Origin of the sequence: Flavobacterium sp. (assembly GCF_052437795.1) — a bacterium.
Classification (GTDB): domain Bacteria; phylum Bacteroidota; class Bacteroidia; order Flavobacteriales; family Flavobacteriaceae; genus Flavobacterium.
Map to the genome: position 1 here is coordinate 243,251 of NZ_JBQVPA010000004.1, position 18,068 is coordinate 261,318.

Annotated in this window: 19 protein-coding genes; 13 read left to right on the forward strand and 6 right to left on the reverse strand. The window is 45.5% G+C overall.

Going from position 1 to position 18,068, the window contains the following annotated elements; translation table 11 throughout:
* Positions 1-14 precede the first annotated feature (14 nt).
* Positions 15-584 (forward strand): hypothetical protein, encoded by a 570-nt coding sequence (locus ACT6R0_RS13910; RefSeq protein ID WP_444654215.1) that lies wholly within the window; start codon positions 15-17, stop codon positions 582-584.
* A 111-nt stretch (positions 585-695) separates the two neighbouring features.
* Here the strand turns inward: ACT6R0_RS13910 and ACT6R0_RS13915 are convergent, their stop codons facing one another.
* Positions 696-1,589, reverse strand: coding sequence for a lytic transglycosylase domain-containing protein (locus ACT6R0_RS13915; protein WP_444654214.1), 894 nt, complete (start codon positions 1,587-1,589; stop codon positions 696-698).
* 100 nt (positions 1,590-1,689) lie between these two features.
* Positions 1,690-2,352: an alpha/beta hydrolase gene (locus tag ACT6R0_RS13920; protein ID WP_444654212.1), complete on the reverse strand. Its 663-nt coding sequence runs from the start codon at positions 2,350-2,352 to the stop codon at positions 1,690-1,692.
* A gap of 151 nt (positions 2,353-2,503) precedes the next feature.
* Between ACT6R0_RS13920 and ACT6R0_RS13925 the strand changes: the two genes are divergently transcribed.
* Both ACT6R0_RS13925 and ACT6R0_RS13930 read left to right on the forward strand, forming a co-directional pair.
* Positions 2,504-2,788 (forward strand): GNAT family N-acetyltransferase, encoded by a 285-nt coding sequence (locus tag ACT6R0_RS13925; RefSeq protein ID WP_444654211.1) that lies wholly within the window; start codon positions 2,504-2,506, stop codon positions 2,786-2,788.
* On the forward strand, positions 2,785-3,423 hold the full coding sequence (locus tag ACT6R0_RS13930) for a class I SAM-dependent methyltransferase (protein WP_444654209.1): 639 nt from the start codon (positions 2,785-2,787) through the stop codon (positions 3,421-3,423). Before ACT6R0_RS13925 ends, ACT6R0_RS13930 begins: the two co-directional genes overlap by 4 nt.
* Before the next feature lie 94 nt (positions 3,424-3,517).
* Here the strand turns inward: ACT6R0_RS13930 and mtaB are convergent, their stop codons facing one another.
* The gene (mtaB, locus tag ACT6R0_RS13935) at positions 3,518-4,882 is read right to left on the reverse strand and encodes a tRNA (N(6)-L-threonylcarbamoyladenosine(37)-C(2))-methylthiotransferase MtaB (protein WP_444654208.1); all 1,365 of its coding nucleotides are present in this window, start codon (positions 4,880-4,882) and stop codon (positions 3,518-3,520) included.
* Positions 4,883-4,969: 87 nt separating this feature from the next.
* Here mtaB and ACT6R0_RS13940 point away from each other — a divergent pair, with 87 nt between their 5' ends.
* From ACT6R0_RS13940 to ACT6R0_RS13960, 5 genes are all read left to right on the forward strand, one after another.
* Complete coding sequence (locus ACT6R0_RS13940) at positions 4,970-6,571, forward strand: ABC transporter substrate-binding protein (protein ID WP_444654207.1); 1,602 nt, start codon at positions 4,970-4,972, stop codon at positions 6,569-6,571.
* 165 nt (positions 6,572-6,736) lie between these two features.
* Entirely contained in the window at positions 6,737-7,408 is a 672-nt protein-coding gene (locus tag ACT6R0_RS13945; RefSeq protein WP_444654206.1) for a response regulator transcription factor, read from the forward strand.
* Positions 7,408-8,679, forward strand: coding sequence for a sensor histidine kinase (locus ACT6R0_RS13950; protein ID WP_444654205.1), 1,272 nt, complete (start codon positions 7,408-7,410; stop codon positions 8,677-8,679). Before ACT6R0_RS13945 ends, ACT6R0_RS13950 begins: the two co-directional genes overlap by 1 nt.
* 69 nt (positions 8,680-8,748) lie before the next feature.
* Positions 8,749-9,183: a PepSY-like domain-containing protein gene (locus tag ACT6R0_RS13955; protein ID WP_444654204.1), complete on the forward strand. Its 435-nt coding sequence runs from the start codon at positions 8,749-8,751 to the stop codon at positions 9,181-9,183.
* Between the two features lie 15 nt (positions 9,184-9,198).
* The gene (locus ACT6R0_RS13960; RefSeq protein WP_444654202.1) at positions 9,199-9,657 is read left to right on the forward strand and encodes a PepSY-like domain-containing protein; all 459 of its coding nucleotides are present in this window, start codon (positions 9,199-9,201) and stop codon (positions 9,655-9,657) included.
* A 60-nt stretch (positions 9,658-9,717) separates the two neighbouring features.
* Here ACT6R0_RS13960 and ACT6R0_RS13965 read toward each other — a convergent pair whose 3' ends face one another.
* From ACT6R0_RS13965 to ACT6R0_RS13975, 3 genes are all read right to left on the reverse strand, one after another.
* Positions 9,718-10,332 (reverse strand): thermonuclease family protein, encoded by a 615-nt coding sequence (locus ACT6R0_RS13965; protein ID WP_444654201.1) that lies wholly within the window; start codon positions 10,330-10,332, stop codon positions 9,718-9,720.
* Between the two features lie 30 nt (positions 10,333-10,362).
* Entirely contained in the window at positions 10,363-11,541 is a 1,179-nt protein-coding gene (locus ACT6R0_RS13970) for a GlmU family protein (RefSeq protein WP_444654200.1), read from the reverse strand.
* Positions 11,542-11,706: 165 nt separating this feature from the next.
* Positions 11,707-11,982: a type B 50S ribosomal protein L31 gene (locus ACT6R0_RS13975; protein ID WP_444654199.1), complete on the reverse strand. Its 276-nt coding sequence runs from the start codon at positions 11,980-11,982 to the stop codon at positions 11,707-11,709.
* 230 nt (positions 11,983-12,212) lie between these two features.
* On the opposite strand from ACT6R0_RS13975, the gene ACT6R0_RS13980 reads away from it, so the two are divergent.
* The 5 genes from ACT6R0_RS13980 (at position 12,213) to ACT6R0_RS14000 (ending at position 18,068) form a co-directional block, all read left to right on the forward strand.
* Positions 12,213-12,758, forward strand: a complete 546-nt coding sequence (locus ACT6R0_RS13980) for a DUF4199 domain-containing protein (RefSeq protein WP_444654197.1) — start codon at positions 12,213-12,215, stop codon at positions 12,756-12,758.
* On the forward strand, positions 12,759-13,709 hold the full coding sequence (locus ACT6R0_RS13985; protein WP_444654195.1) for a glycosyltransferase family 2 protein: 951 nt from the start codon (positions 12,759-12,761) through the stop codon (positions 13,707-13,709).
* Positions 13,710-13,769: 60 nt separating this feature from the next.
* A complete protein-coding gene (locus tag ACT6R0_RS13990; protein WP_444654194.1) occupies positions 13,770-15,497 on the forward strand; it encodes a phospho-sugar mutase in 1,728 nt (575 codons plus the stop codon).
* A gap of 1 nt (position 15,498) precedes the next feature.
* Positions 15,499-17,322 (forward strand): ABC transporter ATP-binding protein, encoded by a 1,824-nt coding sequence (locus ACT6R0_RS13995; protein ID WP_444654193.1) that lies wholly within the window; start codon positions 15,499-15,501, stop codon positions 17,320-17,322.
* 122 nt (positions 17,323-17,444) lie between these two features.
* Positions 17,445-18,068 (forward strand): HAD family hydrolase, encoded by a 624-nt coding sequence (locus tag ACT6R0_RS14000; RefSeq protein WP_444654191.1) that lies wholly within the window; start codon positions 17,445-17,447, stop codon positions 18,066-18,068.

The following is an 18,068-nucleotide window of genomic DNA, read 5'->3' on the forward strand; positions in this document are numbered from 1 at the left end:
CAAAATAAAAACAAATGAAATCTAAATTTAAATTTACAGTGATCATTATGGTATTCGCTGCCGTGCCTGCGGTTGCACAGGGACTTGTGCGTATGCCATTTTTGGAAGTTGGCGACAGACCTGTAGAAGAAAGGCAAATGATCCCTTATGAGAATGGCAACGGATATTCGGTCTTTGTGTCAAGATCTGACTACTTTGAGAAGGAAGTAAAAGCAGAGATAAAAAAACAGAAGGAAGAAGGATTTAAAAAGTATGACCGTGCAAATTTTATGCTTGCCAATACCCGAAGCCTCGTAGCTACATATCCTGTTGAAGCGGGATATACATATAGGGTCGTATCAATTTTCCAATTAATGGAAGGGACAAATATATTACGTGTAAATGACGCATCGGGGAACGAACTTACTCCCGAAATGCGTACGCAGGAAAAAGTATCAGTGGGTTCTTTTAAAAATTCCGAATTCCGGTCAAAAGATATAACGGTAAGCCAAAACGGCACCATATCCTTAGAAAATGGACTGATGGGCGACAGGACTATCTACTATGCCGTAATATACCTGATATTCAAAAAGAAAATGCAATAACCCTTTTGTTAGATAGCCTGTAATATAAAGCGCCCCTGCACTATGGTACAGGGGCGCTATCATTCCTATGGGTCTTATATTTAATCTCGGCCCCTCATAAAGTTTGTATTATCAATACCCCTTGGTAGGGATCTCCATTACATATGTTTTACCCGGCGCAACGCTGAGTTTCCTGTCGCGTAGCCATGGATTGTGTATCTTAAGTACCTTGTAGTTGATACCCTGTTCTTTGGCATAAATGGCAAGATCGGGAATTGAGGCAGTTATTTCAACTGTTTTGGTTGGAATGAGCGGATAAAGTTCCGCCGCAGTCAGTTCGAAGTTGTATTGGGCCGGATTCTTCATTATCTCTTTTAATGCCAGTATACGGAATACATAACGGGAAGTCTCTTCGGTAAGTAAAAGGTCATAATAGTTATTCACACCCTGGAAGGTGATCTGCTTGTTCACACCTCCAAAGCCGCCGTTGTAGGAGGCAGCCGCCAGTGTCCATGACCCGAATTTCGTCTTGGCATCGAGCAGGTATTTGCAGGCCGCCTCGGTAGACTTTTCGAGATGGTAACGCTCGTCAACGATGTCATTTACCTCAAGCCCTCGCTCTTTGCCGGTTTCAGGCATGAACTGCCATATGCCCCTTGCCCCTGCCGGGGAGACCGCATTGACCAATCCGCTTTCGATCACTGCAAGGTATTTAAAGTCATCAGGTACATTGTATTTTTTCAGTATCGGCTCCATTACCGGGAACACCCGGTTGGCCCGCTTGATGATCAGTTGAGTGGTGGCATGCAGATTGGCGTTCGTCAGTAATTCCCTGTCGAGCCTTTCGCGTACGTCAGCAATGTGCAATGGTGCCTGTTCACCGGCAAAATCTATTTTATCCGGGAATGGGAATTCTTTTTTCACTTCTGCCTTGACGGTTTCGTTCTTTTCAGGCATTCCGTTGATAAGCAACCCGCTTATCAATACTACTGAGGCTATAACGCCGGTTTTTTCGATCAGTTTCATAGTTTATAGTCTTAGTGATTTCTTTATTCGTTATGTTCCCGACTGCGCTCGAACTGACATACATGTCGTTCTTAATGTAAAATTACAAAAATAAGGCCGATCATTCTCCCAAGATCAGCCGCGGCAGGTTTTCGTTGAGCCACTTTGCCTTGTTGATGATCATAATGTGCGTGCCACCCTTTACCGGAATGAAATTTTTAATGTACTTAGGCGGGAATACCTCATCGGCATCGCCATGTATATGGATGACCCCTTGGGCAGGTTCTGTACACGACCAGTTGATTATGGTTTTAAACGCCCAGTCGAGGTATTTCTTATCCCGTACGGAAAGATATTTTTCATATAAATTGAGCCGCCTGGTGATCATGTTGTTCCCCACTGCCAATTTTGCCAGCCAGTCCACGCGTTGCATGAGGCTTGTAGGGAATATGCGATAGGCATGGGTCATTTTCGCAAAGCGCATCCGGCGGGGGAATTCGCCATTGCACTTCACGCTCGAAATGATGATGACTTTCCTGGCTTTTACGACCTTTGCCATTTCCTGTACCAATACCCCTCCGAATGAGACACCAATTAGTACCGGATCCTCATGCCTTATACCTTCGGCCATACGTTTGGCATAGGCTTCGATCGGCTCATCGCCTTCAGGCAGGAACCATTCGAGGAAAAACATTTCGAACCTGTCTTTGGGCAGTTTTATGTTCTCAAATATTTTAGTGCTTGCCGCAAGTCCGGGCATGAAATAAACTGGGATCTTCTCCATCAGGCATCATTTAACGTACGAATGGTGTACGCAATCAAATTTTATTACGAAATTTGTATAAAATTAAAGCTTTTTATCCAAAACCATTTGCATCCGCTTTAATTTATCACTAAATTATCGGGTGTTGCGGCATGCAGTTTAAAAACCAAATATGGAAATAAAAGATAACGTATTCTCAAGGCAGTTCGAAACTACGATCCATGGCAAAATGCTATCGGTAGAGTACTCCATACAGGAGCGCAAGCTGTTCCTTACCAAAGTAAATGTACCCGAAGGCATTGAAGAAGAACCCATTGTAACCGAACTCTTAAAAGAGATAATGGATATTGCCGAAGAGAAAAGGATGAAGGTCATGCCTACGCATCCCAAGGTAGCCGCTTTTTTTCGTAAAAACCCGCGTTACAAGGAGTTGCTCCCCCCCGGTATCAGGCTATGACGCAAATTCCCGATTGCCCTCTTTGTAACGGGACCGCTAAACACTATTATACCCACATAGCAAGGGACTTTTTTCAATGCGGCAATTGCAGATCGGTATTCCTGCACCCAAAAGACCACCTTTCGCCCGAGGCAGAAAAAGCGCATTACCTCTGTCACAACAATGACCCGGAAGATGTGCGGTACCAAAACTTCGTGCGCCCTGTTGTGGATGCCATTTTAAACGATCTTTATCCTGTACATAAAGGATTGGATTTTGGATCCGGTACAGGCTCCCCTATCCTGAAGCTGCTTACCGATGTCAATTACAATATGGTGCAATACGACCTGTATTTCCATAACTATCCGGAATTGCTACAACAGCAATACGACTATATTGCCTGCAGTGAAACGGCAGAACATTTTAAAGAGCCATACAAAGAATTTGAACAACTACGCAATTTGCTGAAGCCGGGTGGAAAGCTGTATATAATGACCGACCGCTTTGAGGAAAGCCGCGACTTTGCTACCTGGTATTATAAAACCGACCCTACACATGTTTACCTTTACCATGAAAAGGCTTTTAAATGGATAAAGGAGGAATTTGGGTTTGGGGAGTTGAGAATTGAAGGAAGGATAGTTGTGCTGGGTTTATAACTGTTCTCGACCGCACTCGAACTGACAATCGCGCATAGAATATTTACGTAAACTCAGTAGTTATCGTTAACATCGGGTATAGTCTGGATCAATTTTACGCCGAAAAACCCTCAAAAATACTTTTGCTAATTGCTACAACCGGCTGTACAAACTCAATGCGCACTGCGCCATCCTCATCGATCTTAGTCAGGGTAACTTCGTGGAGCGTATTCACCAGTTCCGGATTCCATGGGGCTTTTACTTTAACGTAATTCTCGGTAAAACCGTGAATGTATCCTTCCTTGTTCTCTCCTTCAAAAAGTACAGTGCGTGTAGTGCCTATCTGGCTTTCGTAAAAAGCGCGCCTTTTCTTGACTGATAACCCCCTGAGCATCTTGCTGCGTTTGGCACGAACGTTATTTGGCACCTCGCCCGGCATGGACGCGGCAGGTGTGTTATCCCTTTCGGAATACGTAAATACGTGCAGGTACGATATATCCATCTCATTAAGATAGTTATATGTCTCCAGGAAATGCTCGTCTGTCTCTCCCGGGAAGCCTACGATAACATCTACCCCGATGCAGGCATGCGGCATTACTTCGCGTATTTTGTTCACACGCTCTGTATAGACCTCTCGCAGGTAGCGGCGGCGCATCAGCTTCAGGATGTCGTTGCTGCCGGATTGCAACGGTATATGGAAATGCGGTACAAAAGTGCGGCTTTGCGAAACGAATTCGATGGTCTCATTCTTAAGAAGGTTCGGCTCTATAGATGAGATGCGCAGGCGCTCAATGCCCTCCACCCTGTCCAGTTCCTGTACCAGCTCATAAAATGTATGCTCGTGCTTTTTGTTGCCAAACTCGCCTTTGCCATAGTCGCCTATGTTCACCCCGGTAAGCACTATCTCTTTTATATTTTGCTGCGAGATCTCCTTTGCATTCTTCAGCACGTTTTCCAGAGTATCACTACGGGAAATCCCCCTGGCCAATGGAATAGTGCAGTAGGTACACTTGTAATCGCAGCCGTCCTGGACTTTCAGGAAAGCACGGGTACGGTCGCCAATGGAATAGCTGCCTACATAGAAGTCAGCTTCGGCTATTTCGCATGAATGCACCTCCCCCATATCATTCTTGGAAAGGTCATTGATATAGTCGGTGATCTTGAATTTTTCAGTGGCGCCCAATACAAGGTCAACACCATCTACGGCGGCAAGCTCTTCGGGCTTTAGCTGTGCATAGCAACCCACTGCGGCAACAAAAGCTTTGTCGTTATTCTTCAGTGCTTTCTTTACGATCTGCTTGAACTGCTTGTCGGCATTTTCGGTCACCGAGCAGGTATTGATAACGTAAATGTCGGCGATCTCCTCGAAATCAACGCGGTCGAAACCTTCGTCCTGGAAATTGCGGGCGATAGTGGATGTCTCTGAAAAATTCAGTTTGCACCCAAGCGTGTAAAAAGCGACTTTTTTCTTTTGTTCCATTGTGTACACTGCGTTTTAAGCAGCAACTTTAATTATATTTACCTCTTTAAAAAAGAGTTGGCAAAGTTACGCACAAAAATCGATTTGATGAAATCATTAATTTACTATATATCAATTTGTTGCTTATTATCACTTTCGGTCGCATGTGGCAATAAACGAACGGAATCCCACGACAGCCTCGTTTTCCGCTATAACGAGAACGCCGCGGTCAATTCACTGGATCCGGCATTCGCTAAGATACGCCCGTCCATCTGGGTATGCAACCAACTGTTCAATGGATTGGTGCAGCTTGACGATACCCTTGGCATACAGCCCGACATCGCCAGGTCCTGGGATATTTCGCCCGATGGAAAAACGTATACCTTTATCCTTCGAAAAGATGTGTATTTTCATAAAAGTGCATTATTTGGAAAGGACAGTACGCGAACTGTTGTAGCCAAAGATCTTGAGTACAGCCTCAACCGCCTTTTGGATGAAGACATTGCCGCACCCGGGCGCTGGATACTACAGAACGTGGAAAAATTTTATGCTGTAAACGACACCGTATTTCAGGTAAAATTATCTAAGACATTTCCCGCATTTTTGGGATTGCTGACCATGAAATATGCTTCGGTAGTACCGCATGAAGCGTTTGATAAAGCGGGCTATGATTTCCGGTCGCATCCCATTGGCACAGGGCCGTTCCAATTCAAAATATGGGAAGAGAACGTAAAGCTCGTCCTCCGCAAAAACCCGCTGTACTTTGAAAAGGACGAGAAAGGTGTGCAGCTTCCTTACATGGAAGCCGTTGCCATTACGTTCCTGCCCGACAAGCAGAGCGGCTTCCTGCAATTCGTACAGGGCAAGCTGGATCTTGTATCCGGCCTTGACCCATCTTACAAAGACGAAATATTGACACCTAAAGGCGAGTTGGCACCTAAATACCGAAAAGATGTGAAGATGATCACCGGGCCCTACCTTAACACTGAGTATTTAGGCTTTCGTCTCGACGGTACTGATAAGGCTGTGAAAGACAAACGTATCCGACAGGCTATGAACTATGGCTTTGACCGCAACAAGATGATACTCTTCCTGCGCAATAACATGGGTATTGGCGCTACAAGCGGTATGATCCCGGCAGGACTGGGAGGCTTTGGGTCCAAAGGATATGACTTTGACCCGGCAAAAGCCAAAGCCCTAATAGCCGAGCACAAAAAACAAACCGGGAACAGCAACCCGAAGATAATGATGAGCACCTCGGCGTCTTATCTTGACATTGCCGAATACCTGCAGCGTGAATGGCAGAAGATCGGCCTGAATGTAGAGGTAGATGTGAATCCGCCGTCGACACTTACGCAGTCCATATCTACAGGAAAAGTATCTTTTTTTAAAGCCAGCTGGATCGCCGATTACCCCGATGCGGAGAATTACCTGTCGCTTTTTTATAGTAAGAATTTTTCGCCCGGCGGGCCCAATTACACGCACTTTAAAAATGAGCGATTCGACAAGCTCTATGAAGCCGCTTTTCTTGAAACTGACGACAATAAGCGCTACGAACTCTACAAGCAAATGGATGCACTTATCATGGAAGAAGCACCTGTTATCCCTTTATTTTATGATAAAGCTTCACGGTTTACACGGAGCAATGTAACGGGGTTGGGTATCAATCCATTAAATTTACTGGTTTTGAAGAGAGTGAAGAAGGATTGATACCATAATTGTCACAATATGATATACAGAGGTAGTGCGTCGCTCTACTAAAAAATTTAAAACTAATTTGGTCAGGCATAGATCGCATTCCTAATTGTTTCCAAAATCACCTGCGTTCTTGCGGCGTTAATCAGTATATTTGATATGACACTAACGCAAATAGGCATGAAGATCCTTATCATAGAAGATGAGCAAGGGCTGCGGGAAGTGATCCGCGAGTCATTGGAAAAGGAAAAATACATAGTAGAAACAGCGTACGATTACATTTCGGGCCTTGAGAAAATTGGCGTGTACGATTATGACTGCATCCTGATCGATATCATGCTGCCCAACGGGACCGGGCTTGACCTGGTTCGCGAGCTAAAGGCCATGCGCAAAAAAGAGGCCGTGATCATTATATCGGCCAAAGACTCTGTAGATGATAAGGTAGCAGGGCTGGACCTGGGCGCTGATGACTATCTTGCCAAACCCTTCCACCTTGCCGAACTGCATGCCAGGATAAAATCGGCCATACGGCGAAAGAACCATGGCGGCAACACCGCGATCGTTTGGAACAATATAAAGCTCTCGCCTGAACAACGTTCGGTAAAGGTAGATGATCTTCCACTTACGCTCAACCGCAAGGAATTTGACCTGTTGTACTATTTTATCATCAACCCTAACCGGCTCATCAACAAGACAGCCTTAGCCGAATCGGTATGGGGCGACTATACCGACCAGGCCGACAATCTTGATTTTGTATATTCGCAAATAAAGAACCTACGCAAAAAACTGAAGGATGCCGGTGCCGAAGCCGATATCCAGGCTGTATACGGCATGGGATATAAAATGAGCTGATGAAACTACAAACCTATACACTGCGCTACCTTGTTGTTGCCCTGCTGGGAGTTATCGCGGTATGGGCAGCCCTCTTCTATGTAGTGATCCTTGATGAAACGTATGACAACATTGACGACGGGCTGAAAAATTCGAAGATCATAGTAATTCGCCATGCGTATGCCAACAATAAGCTCCTGAACACTCCAGAATTCGGTTTTAACCAGTTTAAGATAACACCGCTCCCAAAAGGTGTTAAGTACGATCATACCGACCATTTTGAAAGCACTTTCGAATTTATGGAATACGACGGTGAAGATCAGCCCGTCCGACTGCTGAAGACCGTTTTTGACGATGCTAACGGCGACCCATACAGCCTTACCATACGGGCATCTATGGTAGAAGAGGACGAACTGCTGCAAGACCTGCTGCTGGCACTTGCAGTATTGTACGTAATGCTGGTGATAAGCATTGCCTTGCTGAACCACATCATACTGAAAAAAGTATGGCGATCATTTTACACACTGCTCGACGGTCTTAAAAGCTTTAAGTTGGGCAATGGATCAAAGTTCATGGCACCGGGATCGCCGGTGCAGGAATTCAGGATACTGGGCACAGAGATCGAAGATATGCTGAAGCGCAATGACGAGATCTACGTCAGCCAAAAGCAATTCATAGAAAATGCGGCACATGAGCTGCAAACCCCTTTGGCCATTAGCCTTAATAAACTTGAGCTTTTTGCAGAGAACAACCAGCTGCCGGAAGAACAGATGATGGAACTCGGCAAAATAAGCGATACATTGCACAGGTTAGTACGACTGAACAAATCGCTGCTCATGCTGTCGAAAATTGAGAACAGGCAGTTCGCAGAGGAAGATGTGGTAGATTTTAACCAGATTGTAAAACAATTGGTTGAGGATTATTCCGACCTTGCCGAGTACAAAAATATCTCAATTACCATTGACGATCGCGAACAGCTTCATTTTGTCATGAACAAAGGGCTTGCGCTTACACTGGTAAGCAATCTCCTCAAAAATGCTATTGTGCACAATAGCAACGGTGGTAGTATTGCCATAAAATTGAACGCTAACAGCATTATGATTAAAAACACCGGCAGCACTGTTGCCCTGAATGCCGCGCATATCTTCAAAAGGTTTACCCACAACCCCGAGAACGAGCAGTCTATTGGCCTTGGGCTTTCTATTGTAAGCTCGATCATTTCCAATTACAGGCTAAAAGTAGATTACTCATTTGATGGCAGCCACATCTTTACGGTCACTTTCCCGAAATAATTTTTTGTTTTCCCAATTGTTTCCAGATTCAGTATAGAGATTTGCTATAGAATTTGAAAATGATGAGTTATGAGAACGAAACAGAATTATTCAAAGATCCTTGTGCTTACAGCATTGCTTTTTGGTTTTTTGGCGAATGCCGCGACCGTTAACCCAAAGCTCCCCGAGCCGGCGCTTGACTTCCTGAAAATGCATTTTACAGGATACAGCATAAGCCAGGTCGAGACCGGGGTTATATCCGACAACTTATACCGGGTCACACTTTCTGACGGGATAAGTATAATGTTCGATAAACGCGGTAATTGGAAAGGCATAAATGGAAATTACCGTCCGCTCCCAAAAACAATATTGCCAAAAGGCATAAACAGCCATATAAAAGATAATTTCAAGTCGCAGATGGTGGTTAAAGCCGACAAAAAGACCTGGGGCTACAAAATCCTCCTGATGGATGGAAAAACAGTGGAGTATAACAATACGGGAAAATTTTTAAGGATCAATAAATAACTAAAAACGTAAACTATGAAAAAAATGTTTTTAATGGCCCTTGCGGCTACAGCACTTATGGGCGCAGCGTGCAGCGATGATGATAACAACGGGACAGAAACTGTGATACAGGCTACCGAGCTTCCGCAGGCGGCGCGTAATTTTGTGGAAACACATTTTCCCGGCATTACTTATACAAGGGTTGAAAAACAGTCGAAGGCCGATAGGGATGGTTCGATCTACGATGTGCATTTATCCAACGGGTTTGAGATCGACTTTACAGCCGATGGCGCATGGACGGATATCGACGGCAACAACCAGGCTGTTCCTGCTGCTATCCTGCCGGCTTCAATAGCGCAATATGTTACTGCAAATTACGCATCTCGATCGGTAACGACCATAGAGATCGAGAGGCACGGCTACGATGTGGAGCTTTCCAATGATGTTGACCTTGTTTTCAATGCCAATGGCGAGTTCGTAAGGATCGATAGGTAAGTTTAGTAAACGAGAAAGCGCCGCAAATAGCGGCGCTTTTTTTTCTCAAGCGGTGACAGCCTACTTTCTTCTCCGCTCTTTCCGCCATTCCCACGGGGCAACTGGGTCTTTATCAGCCCACAGGCCAAGTTTTTTATCCCTTGCCTGCTCTTCTATGGCATCAAGGGTCTTGCTTTTTGAGTAGTGCTTGTAATGCCAGGCCAGGCCTGCTTTTACCAGTTCTTGATTCACATTGACGCCTTCCTGTGTAGTAATGATGCCTACGACCCTGCCGTAGCGGTCGCGCTTGCCATCGGAAGTAACGATAACCGTTTTGCCGAAACAAAGGTCGGAGGCATACTGCCGGGCGTTCCTGCCAAAAGCCTGCGACTTCTCAGGGCAGTCGATCTGCGCAAGGCGCACGCGTTCGGGGATGCTGTCGTATAATACTTCGAAAGTATCGCCATCTTTTATGCCAATAACCTTACCCTCAAAAACGGTGAGGTAACGGGGCGCCCCTTTCTTCTTTTCCTTTTTGGTTTTCGGAGTTTCTGGAGGTGCTGAAGCAGGTACTTTTTCAGGTAACGGTGCCGTTGTAGGTGCGTTCCGAAAAAAAGCAAAATATACAGCAAAGGCCAGCAGGAACAGTGATGCCACTAATCCTCCCGGCCCTGATCTTCTTTTACGATTTGTCAATGGTTACATTAAAAAATTAAACACGATATATTAATCTTCTTTCCTCCATTTTTTGGTCTCTTCGAATATATGTTCCATGATGGCGGCATCCTGCGTGGTAAATTCCACATGGCGGCGCGACATCACTATCCTTGCGGTTTCAAAGGCTTTTTTAGTTATATAAGTCGAGAATCCCGATGCGCCGCCCCATGAAAAGCTCGGCACGAAATTACGCGGGAAGCCGCTGCCAAAAATATTCGCGCTCACTCCGACTACGGTCCCTGTGTTGAACATCGTATTGATACCGCTCTTGCTGTGGTCGCCCATCATAAGGCCGCAAAATTGCAGGCCTGTCTTCACAAAGCCTTCTTTTTCGTAGTTCCACAGTTTTACTTCCTCGTAATTATTCTTCAGGTTGGAATTGTTAGTGTCGGCACCGAGGTTGCACCATTCGCCCAATACCGAGTTCCCAAGGAAACCGTCGTGCCCCTTGTTGGAATAGCCGAACAGCACCGAGTTATTCACCTCCCCACCAATGCGGCTGTGCGGGCCAACAGTCGTAGCGCCGTATACTTTAGTCGCCAGCTTTACCTGTGCTTCTTCGCATAATGCAAACGGCCCACGGATAACTGAAGCCTCCATGATCTCGGAATTCTTACCTATGTAGATCGGGCCTGTAGAAGCATTTAGGGTAACGAACTCCAGCTTAGCACCTTCTTCAATGAATATATTTTCGGGGGAAATGGTATTAACACTTGCCGGGATGGGCTGCGAAGTGCGGCCTTCGGTAAGCAGCTCGAAATCCTCGCGGATAGCAGCATCGTTCTTCGCGAAAATGTCCCACGGGTTTTCGATCCGCAGGCAGCTTTCGGTATATTCTATGATCTCGTACGTGTCAAAATCCACCTCTTCCTGGGTATCTTTGGTATAAAAGGCAATTACATCCTCCCCGCAGAAGATCGCCTGGTTGGCTTCGAGCGCCTGTACCATTTCCGACAGTACTTCATTCGGCAGGAACGAGGCGTTGACCATTACGTTCTCTTCCATCTCTACCATGGGGAATTTCTCCATCAGGTACTCCTCAGTAAGCGTTGTGGTGGTATAGCCAAGGTATTTTTCCCATTTTTCGCGAATGGTAAGTATGCCCACACGGATATCGGCAACCGGCCTGGTAAAGGTGAACGGCAGCAGCTGGTTGCGCACAGGGCCGTCAAAAAGGATATAGTTCATTTGTTCGCTGGTTTAAGACACGAAAATAGGGCAAAGTTTTAAAGTGGCAAAGTTATCAAGTTGTAAAGTTGCAGCTGTGTTTGAGCGGATTTCCCCCTTTGGGGGGTAGGGAGCTAAAAAAAGCCTCCCGTTTCCGGAAGGCTTCTGTAAGTATAAAAGATAAAACTACTCTTCAGTTTCAGTTTTAGTCTCTTTGCTGAATTTAGCATATTTGTTTTTGAACTTGTCGATACGTCCTGCAGTGTCGATAAGTTTTGATTTACCAGTGTAGAATGGATGTGAAGTCCTTGAGATCTCCATTTTCACTACCGGATATTCAACTCCTTCGTGTGTGATCGTTTCTTTTGTGTCAGCTGTAGACTTTGTGATAAAAACTTCGTCGTTCGACATGTCTTTGAACGCTACCAGCCTGTAATTTTCCGGGTGAATACCTTTTTTCATCTTGATAAATTTTTATTGTTTGGCTGCTGCCTGTCCCGAGGCTTCCTGAAGCGGAAGGTGTAAACGGCTCACAGCTTTTTGTTTAAACTCTTTTTATTTGAGTGCGCAAAAGTACGACTATTTTTTAAAAATCAAAGTAATGTACTTCTTTTTTTCAATGTAACGCAACGGAAATTTTTGCGACTGATAGTGTCATAATTAGTATATTTGTACGTTAAAACAAACTCACCATGAAAGAAAACATTTCTCCTGCAAAGTCTGCCGTATCTTACGGTGTCATTTTTGGGGTCATCATGATCCTTGAATTCGTTATCGCATACGCAATGGATATTGACCCTGTAAAACACGCATGGGTTGGGATCGTTAACAGCCTTTTGAATTACCTTATCCTGCCGATACTCTTTATTATCCTTGCCTGCAACCATTTTAAAAAACACAATGGCGGCTTTATTTCTTTTAGCCAAAGCCTCAAAGCAGGCGTATCAGTAACCGTGATCGCCGGATCGATATTTGCAGTGTTCAATATCATTTTCAACCTGATCTTCCCGGAATTCCAGGACGAAATGTTCGAAAAAATCAAGGAGATAACTGTGATGCAAAATCCGAACATGTCATCAGAGCAGCTTGAAATGACCCTTAAGTGGACCAAAACCTTCATGGACCCTCTTGTTGCCGCACCGTTCACCATAGTAATTTATACGTTCATCGGCCTTATATTTTCCCTGATCATTGGGGCTATCATAAAAAAAGATAATCCGGGAGCTTTTCAACAGTAAATGAATCTATCGATAGTTATACCCCTCCTCAACGAAGAGGAATCACTCAACGAATTACACCAGTGGATCGTAAAGGTCATGACTGATAACAATTTCAGCTATGAGGTCATCTTTATAGACGATGGCAGCACCGACGCATCCTGGCACATCATACAGCAGCTTTCGGCTAAGGACCCGGGCGTAAAAGGCATCCGTTTCCAAAGGAATTACGGAAAATCACAGGCGCTTCATGCCGGGTTTGCCAAGGCTCAGGGCGACGTGATCATAACCATGGATGCCGACCTGCAGGACAGTCCCGACGAAATACCGGGACTATACAGCATGATCACCGCTGAGGGCTACGACCTGGTCTCGGGCTGGAAAAAGAAACGCTATGACTCCATCCTCTCCAAGAACATGCCTTCCAAGCTGTTCAACTGGGCGGCCAGGAAAACATCGGGTGTAAAGCTCAACGACTTCAACTGCGGGCTCAAGGCATACAGGAATGTTGTTGTAAAGAACATCGAGGTTTCGGGCGAAATGCACCGTTATATCCCTGTGCTGGCTAAAAATGCAGGATTTTCCCGCATAGGCGAAAAAGTGGTAATGCACCAGGCACGCAAGTACGGCTCGACCAAATTCGGGATGGAGCGGTTCATCAACGGATTCCTGGACCTTATAACCATCTGGTTCCTTTCACGTTTCGGCAAGAGGCCCATGCATCTGTTCGGCGCGCTTGGGGTACTCATGTTCCTGATAGGGCTGGGTTCGGCCATATACATTGGCGCAGTAAAACTGATCAGGCTGTACCACCACCAGAAAACCATCCTGATCACCGACAATCCGTGGTTTTACATTGCACTTGCTACAATGATCATTGGTACGCAGCTTTTCCTGGCGGGTTTTTTGGGCGAGATCATACTGCGAACCCGCAATAATGAGGAACGCTATAAAATTAGCGAAACTTTATAACTGCAGTATTTTGCCGTTTGGCAAATAATAACAAAATTTATACTATAAAATATAGTTACGATGGAAATCGACAGATCAATACTTGACAAAGTAAATGTGTGGCTAACGCCGGTTTTTGACAATGATACCCATGCTTCATTGCAGGAAATGATGGCCTCTTCGCCAAAAGAGCTGGAGGACAGCTTTTACAAGAACCTTGAATTCGGGACCGGAGGCATGAGGGGCATTATGGGCCCCGGCACCAACCGCATCAACAAATATACCTTAGGTAAGGCAACACAGGGCCTTTCGGACTACCTGAGAACATCATTTCCCGGCGAGGAACTGAAAGTAGCCATTGCCTACGACTGCCGCCATAACAGCGACACGCTGGCTAAAGTGGTTGCCGATGTATTTTCTGCTAACGGCATTAAAGTATACCTTTTCGAGGAGCTGCGCCCGACGCCGGAGCTTTCGTTCGCGGTAAAACACCTTAACTGCCATGCGGGCATCGTGCTTACAGCATCGCACAACCCACCGGAATATAATGGTTACAAAGTATATTGGCAGGACGGCGGCCAATTGGTGCCGCCACAGGATAAAGAACTGATCGCGGTTATTGAAGCGCTGGAATACGGCCAGATCAACTTTAATGCTGATGAAACACTGATCGAATATATAGGAGAGGAAATAGACAGGGCTTTCCTTCGCACGTCTTTGGTCAATGCATCGTTCAACACGCCACAGGAAGCCAAGGACGCACTGAAGATCGTTTACACCCCTCTTCACGGTACATCGGTAAAATCGATACCCGACCTGCTTGAGAACGCCGGCTACAGCAACGTACACATCGTTGCCGAACAGGCCAAACCGGACGGGAATTTCCCAACGGTAAAATCGCCCAACCCGGAAGAGCCGGAAGCACTGGCAATGGCCATAGCACTGGCTGACGAGGTTGACGCCGACATAGTAGTGGGTACTGACCCCGATAGTGACCGCCTGGGTGTAGCTGTGCGTAACGGGAACGGCATCATGACGCTACTGAATGGCAACCAAACCATGGTACTCATGACGCACTTCCTTTTGGAGCAGTGGAAGAAGCAAGGCAGGATCAACGGAAAGCAATTTATAGGGTCGACAATAGTATCCACACCAATGATGATGGAACTGGCTACAGCGTATGATGTGGAATGCAAAGTGGGACTAACCGGCTTTAAATGGATAGCCAAGATGATAAAGGATTTCCCTGAACAGGAGTTCATTGGTGGCGGCGAAGAGAGTTTCGGTTTCATGGTGGGCGACAAAGTCCGCGATAAAGACGCGGTTACCTCTACACTACTGCTTTGCGAGATCGCGGCACAGGCGAAAGCTAACGCAAGCTCACTTTTTCAGGAGCTGCTAAAACTATCTGTTGAATTTGGGTTTTACAAGGAATACCTCATTTCACTTACCAAAAAAGGTAAGGAAGGCGCAGAGGAGATCAATGCCATGATGATACAAATGCGCGAGAACCCGCTTAGCGAGATCAACGGGCAGCGTGTAATAATGGTAGAAGATTATAAGGCATCTACAGCCAAAAACCTGCTTTCTGGTGAGGAAGAAGCGCTTACGCTGCCCAAGAGCGACGTGCTTATTTACTACCTCGAGGACGGCACCAAAATATGTGCGCGCCCAAGCGGTACTGAACCAAAAATAAAGTTCTATTTCAGCGTTAACGAGCCGCTTGACGATGTGAAGAACTTCAAGGCCGTTGAAGCATCGCTGGATGAAAAGATACAGAACATCGTAGAGGAAATGAACCTCAGGTAACATGAGCTACTACAAGAAAATTTATCCTTTTGCCAAGCCATACAAAAAGCAGATATACCTCAATATCTTCTTTAATATACTGTATGCGTTGTTCAGTACGCTTTCGCTCATTGCCGTAATACCGGTACTTAAAGTCATTTTTGACGATAAAAAAGTGGTACCCAAGCCTGTATACATAGATCTTGAACATATAAAAAGTTTCCTTGAGGACTCGCTGAACTATCAACTCGTCACGCAGATACAGAAGCATGGTGAATTTACCGTATTGATGTTCATAATCGGACTTATCATAGTGATCTTCCTGCTCAAGAACTTTTGTAATTACATGGCCTTGTATTTCATTACGCATTTGCGTAACGGAATGGTTAAGGACATACGTACAGAGCTTTACGGAAAGATAACAAGGCTACCACTAAGGTATTATTCCAAAACGACAAAAGGCGATGTGATCGCTAAAATGACAACCGATGTAAATGAATTGAGCAACTCGTTCATGAACTATATGGAAATGATCGTAAAGGAGCCGCTGACCATATTGTTCACGCTCGTATCAATGGCCATATTTAGCTACCAGCTCACATTATTCGTGTTCGTATTCCTCCCAATTGCCGGATTCATCATTTCAAAAGTTGGTAAGTCACTCAAGAAGAAGTCAATGCGCGTGCAGCAGCAGCAAGGGCAAATACTTGCCACCCTTGAGGAAACGGTGGGCGGGCTTAAAGTGATAAAGTCGTTTACCGCTGAGCGCATCTTCAGGGAAAAATTTGCTGCCATCAACATGAAGCTTTTTGGATTCTCTAACTCGGTGTCAAACAGGCAAAACCTGGCATCGCCGCTGAGCGAACTTTTGGGCATCATCGTTATAGGGGTACTGCTTGTTTATGGCGGCTACCTTGTTTTTGAAGACAAGACAATGGAGGCGGGATTCTTTTTAGGCTACATTCTTTTGGCTTACAACATCCTTACGCCTGCAAAAGATATATCGAAGGCTAGCTACAGCCTTAAGCGTGGCAGTGCTTCGGCAGAACGGATAGTAGAACTTCTTGAAACCGATGTAGAGATACACGACAAGCCCGAGGCACTGGAAAGCACATCATTTGAAAAAGGTATTTCTATCGAGAATATCAACTTCCGCTACGAGGAAGACAATGTGCTGAAGGAATTCTCACTTACTGTACCTAAGGGTCAGACAGTAGCACTCGTTGGGCAGTCAGGCAGCGGAAAAAGTACCATTGCCAACCTGCTCACGCGCTTTTATGACGTGCAGGAAGGCAGTATAAAGATCGATGGGATCGACATTCGCGATTATAAAGTACATTCATTGCGCAGTATGATAGGTTTGGTAACACAGGACAGCATATTGTTTAACGACACCATCCGGAACAATGTTTCCCTGGGCAAGCCCGAAGCATCTGATGAAGAGATCATGGCTGCCCTGAAGATCGCCAACGCCTATGAGTTCGTAAAAGACCTTCCGGAGGGCATTAATACCAATATTGGTGATAGCGGGAACAAACTTTCAGGAGGACAGAAGCAGCGTCTCAGCATTGCGCGCGCCGTACTGAAGAATCCTCCAATCATGATACTGGACGAAGCCACCTCCGCACTCGACACCGAAAGCGAAAGGCTGGTACAGCAGGCGCTTGAGAACATGATGCAGAACCGTACTTCCATAGTCATAGCGCACAGGCTGTCAACCATACAGAAAGCTGACAAGATCGTAGTGATGCAAAAGGGCCGCATCGTGGAACAGGGTACGCATGACGAACTGCTCAATCAAAACGGCACGTACAAAAAGCTGGTCATGATGCAGTCTTTTGAATAATGTTGATTTGATAATTTGTTAATGTGGTAATCCGTTGATTTGTTAATACATTTGTTAGTAAGGCTACTACTTCAAATCACTGCCGAATAAACACATCAACGCATCAACAAATAAACTCCTCTATGCCGATAAAAGCCATAATTTACGATCTTGATAATACTGTTTACCCTGTAAGTTCAATTGGCGATAAATTATTCGGTCCATTGTTCGACCTGATCGTTGCGAGTGGCCAGCACAATGATGCCATCGAGGATATTAAGAAAGCCATCATGCGTACGCCATTCCGTTTGGTAGCGCAACGACATGGCTTTAGCGACGAACTAACAGCCAGTGGGATAGCATTGCAGGAAGAACTTGAATATGATAATGCTATTGACACCTTTGAGGATTATTCGGAAATAAAGAATATCCCTGCCGATCGCTACCTGGTAACGACCGGATTTGCGAAAATGCAGCACAGCAAGATCAAACAGATGGGTATTGCCGAAGATTTTAAGGAGATCCATGTAGTTGACCCAACAAAGACCAGCAAGAAAGAAGCATTTGCCGGCATACTGGCACGCCACAATTATCTTCCGGGAGAAGTACTTGTAGTAGGCGACGACCCTGAGTCAGAGATCGCCGCGGCAAAAGCCCTGGGTATCCCAACTGTACTATATGATAAAACCAACATGCATTCGCCCAAAGAGGCCGATCATGCCATTTCCCATTTCAAAGACCTGAAAACCATTTTTGAAAACCGATAG